The sequence below is a fragment of the Swaminathania salitolerans genome (assembly GCF_007988945.1).
In the GTDB taxonomy this organism is placed as follows: domain Bacteria; phylum Pseudomonadota; class Alphaproteobacteria; order Acetobacterales; family Acetobacteraceae; genus Swaminathania; species Swaminathania salitolerans.
This window is the reverse complement of the sequence record NZ_BJVC01000003.1, coordinates 348,416-355,112: the sequence shown is the minus strand read 5'-3', so window position 1 is coordinate 355,112 and position 6,697 is coordinate 348,416. Positions and strand designations below refer to the sequence as shown.

Annotated in this window: 5 protein-coding genes, 1 pseudogene and 1 riboswitch; of the genes and pseudogenes, 2 read left to right on the top strand and 4 right to left on the bottom strand. The window is 63.3% G+C overall.

Going from position 1 to position 6,697, the window contains the following annotated elements; genetic code table 11:
- The 4 genes and pseudogenes from SSA02_RS08775 to SSA02_RS08760 form a co-directional block, all read right to left on the bottom strand.
- Positions 1 to 409: pseudogene (locus tag SSA02_RS08775) on the bottom strand (Hint domain-containing protein); the annotation flags it as partial.
- Positions 410 to 1,035: 626 nt separating this feature from the next.
- Complete coding sequence (locus SSA02_RS08770; protein ID WP_147093674.1) at positions 1,036 to 2,295, bottom strand: D-amino acid dehydrogenase; 1,260 nt, start codon at positions 2,293 to 2,295, stop codon at positions 1,036 to 1,038.
- A complete protein-coding gene (gene alr / locus SSA02_RS08765; RefSeq protein ID WP_147093673.1) occupies positions 2,292 to 3,431 on the bottom strand; it encodes an alanine racemase in 1,140 nt (379 codons plus the stop codon). Before alr ends, SSA02_RS08770 begins: the two co-directional genes overlap by 4 nt.
- A 58-nt stretch (positions 3,432 to 3,489) precedes the next feature.
- Positions 3,490 to 4,512 (bottom strand): NAD(P)/FAD-dependent oxidoreductase, encoded by a 1,023-nt coding sequence (locus tag SSA02_RS08760; RefSeq protein ID WP_147093672.1) that lies wholly within the window; start codon positions 4,510 to 4,512, stop codon positions 3,490 to 3,492.
- A 258-nt stretch (positions 4,513 to 4,770) separates the two neighbouring features.
- A riboswitch (SAM-I-IV-variant riboswitch) is annotated at positions 4,771 to 4,883 on the top strand.
- A 60-nt stretch (positions 4,884 to 4,943) separates the two neighbouring features.
- Here SSA02_RS08760 and SSA02_RS12750 point away from each other — a divergent pair.
- Positions 4,944 to 5,975 (top strand): threonine aldolase family protein, encoded by a 1,032-nt coding sequence (locus SSA02_RS12750; RefSeq protein ID WP_186807741.1) that lies wholly within the window; start codon positions 4,944 to 4,946, stop codon positions 5,973 to 5,975.
- Positions 5,972 to 6,598, top strand: a complete 627-nt coding sequence (locus SSA02_RS12745) for a trimeric intracellular cation channel family protein (RefSeq protein WP_246103760.1) — start codon at positions 5,972 to 5,974, stop codon at positions 6,596 to 6,598. The genes SSA02_RS12750 and SSA02_RS12745 overlap by 4 nt, the downstream gene beginning before the upstream one ends.
- The last annotated feature ends 99 nt before the right edge of the window (positions 6,599 to 6,697 follow it).

Here is a 6,697-nt window from a genome sequence, read left to right as displayed (position 1 = left end):
CATTTCCTCCGGCACTGACCGTCAGGAAGCCTCCGTCTCCGATATCGGCACGCGAAAGGACGCCGCCGGAGAAGACATTGAAGCTTGCACCCGAGGTTGCGACGAGGGACGTCTGGTGCTGGACATCGAGAACCGTGCCCGATCCGATATTCAGGGTGCCTCCGGGAAGGAGGGTGGTCCACCCCCCGATTCCGCCTCCGACGAATGTCAGGGTTCCCCCGCTTGAAATCACGGTGCTGATCGCGATTCCGCCGCTGCCTATGATGAGGGAGCCACCGTTTCTGACGCCGAGATCGGTGACACTGCCGCCATTCGATACGACCACGCTGTCATATCTCGTCGAGCCGGAATTCCATGGTATTCCGGTCCCCGATATCGAGGCGCCATTATTTACGTTATAGATCGCCATATCATCTTCCAATACGGTTTCGTTGTAGCATCGCCGGGGCCGCCAGGAATTTCTTCCGGGATTGGAATCGGAAGAATCGCATATTATTTTCTTTAACTGGGCGTATTATCTCCTGTTCGCATAAATCCGGTAGAACATTGTTGGTTTTAATGAAACAGGAACATTCATTACTCACACAAAAGTGTTTTACTATGACAAACGCATGAAAGTTCGTTATCCGGAACAAGATATGTGATTTATAACCATAATTACTTTTATATACCGGTATATTATCGGTCGGAATCGTTTGGGAAAGCAGGATTTCGATGGGGATCGGTTTTCGGATCGATGTCGGATCGGATCGGATCGGATCCGATCCCGTTCCACGATCTTTCCGTTTTTTTTCCGTCGATAGACGGCGAGAATCCGGTGTTCGCGCGACGTGCACCGGCGGCTCGTTATTCGTTTCGTGCGAGGCGGATACCCGGCGTGTTCCGCTCGCCCGGATCGTCCTCAAAGCTCGGGATCAGGCCTACAGGCCCGGGTCCGCAGCCGCAGGCACAGCCACAGGTAGAGGCCAGCGGTCCGGTGCCATGCGCAGGGTCATGTCATGTGGAAGGAAGGGAGCGTGCCCTTCCCGGGCTTCATCAGGACGTATAGCGGTCAAGAGAAAGGTCGAGCGACGGGATATCCGTGCGTTTGCCGCTGATGCGATCGGCCAGAATACGACCGGAGCCGCATGCCATCGTCCAGCCGAGCGTTCCATGCCCGGTATTCAGCCACAGATTGCCGTACCGCCCCGAGGGCCCGACCACGGGCGTGCCGTCCGGCGTGCAGGGACGCAGCCCGGTCCAGTAGCTGGCCCGGCTGAGATCGGCGCCGCCGAACATCTCGCGGAAGGAAAGCTCCAGCGTTTCACGACGGTCCTGGCTCAGCTTGAGACGCCAGCCGGTCAGCTCGGCCGTACCGCCGATGCGGATACGATCGCCAAGCCGCGTCATGGCGACCTTGTAGGTTTCGTCATTGACGGTCGAGGTCGGAACGCCGCTCTCATCGGTGATCGGCGCCGTAAGCGAGTATCCTTTCACGGGATAGACCGGCAATGTGAGTTCGATCGGTTTGAGAAGGCGGGGCGAATAGCTGCCGAGTGCGAGCACATAGGCATCGGCGGTCAGGCGCCCCGCACTGGTGCGAATGCCGTAAATGGCATCGCTGGCGGCTTCGATCGCCTCGATTTCCGTACGGAAACGGAAGGTCACCCCTTTTTCCGCAGCCAGGGCGGCCAGACGTTTCGTGAAGAGATAGGCGTCACCGGATTCGTCGCCGGGCAGCCGGAGCCCCCCTTTCAGGATCTGGCGCGCTCCCGCAAGTCCCGGTTCGTGGGACAGGACATCCTCCACATCGAGCAGCTCATGCGCGACACCGCTTTCCTCGAGCAGGCGCATGTCCTCATAGGCGTGCTCCATCTGCTTGTCCGTCCGGAAAAGCTGGATGAGACCCTTCTGTCCGTCGTCATAGGCGATGCCTGTGGACTGGCGCAGTTCGGCGAGACAATCGCGGCTGTATTCCGCAACCCGCAGCATCCGGCCCTTGTTGATATCGTAGGCATGATGGGTGCAGTTCGCGAGAAGCTGCGTCATGAAACGCAGCATCGCCCCGTTGACGGCAGCGGCCCGGACGACGAGCGGGGCGTGTTTCTCGAACATCCATCGCGCGGCCTTGAGCGGCAGGCCCGGCATGGCCCAGGGGGTGGAATAACCGGGAGAGACCTGTCCGGCATTGGCGAACGAGGTCTCGAGCCCCACGCCGGGCTGTCGGTCGACGACTTCGACCTCATGCCCCTGTTCCGCGAGATACCAGGCAGTGGTGACGCCGATGACGCCGGCGCCCATGACGATGATCTTCATAGTGAACTCTCGATATACTCACGATGGTAGCGCTGCCCGAGACCGGTGAGCAGCTCGTATCCGATCGTATCCAGGGTCGTGGCCAGCGCGTCCAGCGGACAATGCGGGCCGATCAGTTCGAACGCCGTACCTGCGGGCAGGGGAATATCGCCCAGAGCGGTGATGTCGAGCGTCATGCAATCCATCGAGATCCGTCCGACGATGGGAAGCGCGATCTCCGGTCGCTCCGGCCATACGGCATGGGCGAGCCCTCCGGCCCGTCTCGGGAAGCCGTCTGCATATCCGACCGACAGCGTGGCGATCCGGCTCGGGCGATCGGCCTCGAAACGCGCGCTGTATCCGACGGCATCGCCGGGCGCGATCCAGCGGTCCTGGACGAGACCTGCATGAAGGGTCACGACCGGGCGCATCGTATCCGACCGGCCCGGCACCGGATTGCCGCCATACAGGGCATAGCCCGGCCGAACGAGATCGAAATGGAAAGGGGCCCCGAGAAAGATGCCGCTCGAGGCAGCGAGACTGGCGGGCAGATCCGGCAGAAGCGCGCGCAGGGTTTCGAAACGCAGGCGCTGCGTCTCGTTGCGCGGTGAGGAGGGATCGTCCGCACAGGCAAGATGGCTCATCACGAAAGAGACGGACAGGCGCTCGAGCAGTCTCTCCTGCAATACGGTCCGGAGTTCGTCCTCCGAAAGGCCGAATCGCGACATGCCGCTATCGAGCTGCACGAGACAGGGCGGCCGACCGGGCGCATCCTGCAACGCGGCCCAGCGTCTGATCTGATCGAGACTGTTCAGGACGGGAACGAGCCCGAAACGGGGAAAATCGGCCTCGCTGCCCGGCGGCGGTCCGTTCAGCACGCAGATGGCGCTGTCTGCGGGCAGCAGGGGCCGCAATGCGACGCCTTCCTGAAAGGTGGCGACGAAGAACCGGCGGCATCCCGCGCGATGGAGACAGGGCGCGACGCGTTCGACGCCCAGCCCGTAGGCATCGGCCTTGACCGCAGCGCCGACCGCGACATCGGGGCCGACATGGCTGCGGATCGCGCGATAATTGGCGGCCAGGGCATCGAGATCGATCCTGAGCCAGCCGCCCGCACGGCGGGCGTCATCCTGCGCGCCGTTCCGGTCTTGAGTCATCGGGGATAGCGCCTTATATTCATTTCGATACCATTCTAAACAGACGCCCGGCCTATGCTCAAGACCCGGCAGGTACGCCCTTGCTCGTGGAATATTCGAAATGCAGCGCCTGATCGGGATGAACGATCGGATGAATGGCATGGGCGGCCATCGCCCCCTCGCTGAAGCCCTGGAGAATGAGCTTGAGCTTGCCGGGATAGGTCGCGACATCGCCGATGGCGAACACGCCGGACAGGCTCGTTTCCATGGTCGAAGGGGTGACCGGAACCGTGCTGCGAATCGTGTCGATATTCCAGGTCGCGATCGGGCCGAGATCGGTGGAGAGGCCATAGAAAGGAAGCAGCGTATCGGCAGCGATGCGACGGGTCGCGCCTTCCAGATCGATGATCTCGACGGCGTCGAGCTGTCCCGATGCGCCATGAAGCGCGTGAAGCTGGTAGGGGACGACCTTCTCGATCCGTCCGTCGGCGACGCGCGCCTCGATCTGCGCCAGCGTTTCCGGCGCACCACGGAAACGGTCGCGGCGATGCAGAAGGAAGATCTTCTCGGCGATGTCCGACAGGGAAAGCGCCCAGTCGAGCGCGGAATCGCCCCCCCCGGCCACCACGATTCGCCGCCCTGCGAAATCGGCTCTGCGGCGCACGTAATACTGCACGGCGCCACTTGCCTCATAGGCCTCGAGTCCCTCGAGCGGGGGCCGATTCGGCCCGAAGGCGCCTGCACCGGCGGCGATGATCACGGCCCGGGCGGTGACGACCTGCCCCTTATCCGTCCCAAGCGTGAAGGCACCGCGATGTCCGGCGAGGGTTTCGACCCGCTGGCCCAGAAGGCGGGGTACGCCGAACGGAGCGATCTGGGCGTCGAGCGCAGCGACGAGCGCGCCGCCCTCGATCGCGGGATGGCCGGGAATGTCGTAGATCGGTTTTTCCGGATAAAGCGCCGCGCACTGGCCGCCGATCTCGCTGAGTGCGTCGATCAGCACGCAGGAAAGCTTGAGCATGCTGCATTCGAAGGCGGCAAAGAGAGCGGTCGGCCCCGCACCGATAATGGCTACATCGATGTCGAGAGGAGTCTGACCCATGGCAGCGTTCATCCGTGTCTGTTCTGTCATTCTGTGAAAAGCAGCCAACAGAAACCACATTCCCGGTCCGGATGCACCCCCCGAGATTGCGCGCCCCGAAGGCGTATCCCGAAGGCGCACCCCGGGTGCTTATTCCGGGTGCTTATTCCGGGTGCTCTTATACCGGGTGCTTGTGCCGGGCGCCTATCCCCCGGGTGTTCCGGCGACTGCGTTCCGGCCAGGGCGGATTGCGTGGAGGGCACCGCTTTGATAGGCAGAACCCTGCATCAAGAGCCGGAAACCGTTTTTCCGGCGCCAACCTGCTCCCGGGCAAGGTGGTATCTCCGGCAAGCCGGGGAGATGTGGCCGCTCCGGCAATCTCGGGACATGCCACAAACTGCCGCGTTCCGCCGGATCCAGAACCGATCGAGGATAACCCGTCCGTGGCCCAGATACCCGCTTCACAACAATTCGCCAGCGACAATTATGCCGGGATCTGTCCCGAGGTCTGGGAGGGGATGCGCAAGGCCAATGAAGGCTCGGTTCCGGCCTATGGCGATGACCCATGGACCAATGGCGCGGCCGAGGCCTTCCGGACCCTGTTCGGGACGGCGTGCGAGGTCTTTTTCGTCTTCAACGGCACGGCGGCCAATTCCCTGGCGCTGGCGGCGCTCTGCCAGTCCTATAACAGCGTCGTCTGTTCGGCCTACGCCCATGTCGAAACCGATGAATGCGGGGCGCCGGAGTTCTTTTCCAACGGGTCGAAGCTTCTGGTCGCGCGCAACGATCAGGCCAAGCTGCGCCCCGATGACATCAGGGCGCTCGCGACCTGCCGCAGCGATATCCATTATCCGAAGCCCAAGGCCGTTACCATCACGCAGCCCACGGAAACGGGAGAGGTCTATACGCTCGACGAGATCCGGGAGATCGCCGCGACCTGTCGCGCGCTGGGGCTGCGCCTGCACATGGACGGTGCCCGCTTTGCCAATGCCTGTGCCGCGCTGGGCTGCTCGCCTGCGGAGATGACATGGCAGGCCGGGGTCGATGTCCTGTGCTTCGGCGGCACGAAGAACGGCATGGGCGTTGGCGAGGCCATCCTGTTTTTCGACCCCGCACTGGCGGAAGGATTCGATTACCGGTGCAAACAGGCCGGGCAGCTCGCGTCCAAGATGCGCTTCATATCCGCACCCTGGATCGGACTTCTCGAAACGGGAGCGTGGCTGCGCAACGGCGCGCACGGCAATGGCTGTGCCAAGGCGCTCGCCCGGCGTGTCGCGGCGCTTCCCGGCGTGTCGCTCATGTTTCCCGTCGAGGCGAATGCCGTGTTCCTGACGGCGCCCGTGTCCGTCCTCGACGGATTGCGCGCGCGAGGCTGGCGTTTCTACACCTTCATCGGGGGCGGTGCGCGGTTCATGTTCGCCTGGGATGCGGATCCGGCGCGGGTCGAGCAGCTCGCCGGGGATATCGAGGCCCTCGCGCAGTGACGGCAACGGCCCTGTCGGGGACTGCATCGGCCCTGTCGGGTCTCGATCTGGCCGGGACGGCGGTTTTTGCCATGTCGGGCGCACTGGTCGCGGCCCGGGCGCGTCAGAATCTGGTGACGTTCGCCTTTTTCGCGGCACTTACCGGCGTGGGCGGCGGCACGCTCCGCGATCTGCTCATCGGCGCCCCCGTATTCTGGATGCATGCGACGGCACCGCTCGCGGTGTGCCTCTGCACAGCGCTTCTGGTCTGGTGGACGCCGCATCGTCTCTGGCCGGGACGGGCCATCGAATGGTGCGACGGTCTCGGTCTTGCGTCCTATGCGGCTTATGGTGCGGCGAAGGCGCTGGCCTTCGGCATTCCATGGCTTCCCGCGGTGGTCATGGGTGTGGTGACATCCTGCATGGGGGGAATCGTTCGCGATATTCTCGCAGGCCAGCCTTCCATCATCATGCGTCCGGAGCTTTATGTGACGGCCGCGGCTCTTGCTGCGGGGCTCTATGTGGGTCTCGCCCAGTGTCATGTCGCGCCGATGCTTGCGGGCGGCTGTGCGGTCACGTTCGGGTTCGGGCTGCGCGGCCTTGCGTTGTGGAAGGGTCTCGCCCTGCCACCATACAGGGACTGACGGGGCAGCAACCGGGATGGCGGCGGCAGGAAGGCTGGCAGATCCGCCTGTCATGCCCTGCGCCCGGGTGCGCCCGGCAAGCGTTCCTTTCCCGGTACC

Bases quoted from the DNA above. Each gene is read 5' to 3' on its own strand.
- SSA02_RS08770 (WP_147093674.1), bottom strand. From the start codon at position 2,295: ATGAAGATCATCGTCATGGGCGCCGGCGTCATCGGCGTCACCACTGCC.
- alr (WP_147093673.1), bottom strand. From the start codon at position 3,431: ATGACTCAAGACCGGAACGGCGCGCAGGATGACGCCCGCCGTGCGGGC.
- SSA02_RS08760 (WP_147093672.1), bottom strand. From the start codon at position 4,512: ATGGGTCAGACTCCTCTCGACATCGATGTAGCCATTATCGGTGCGGGG.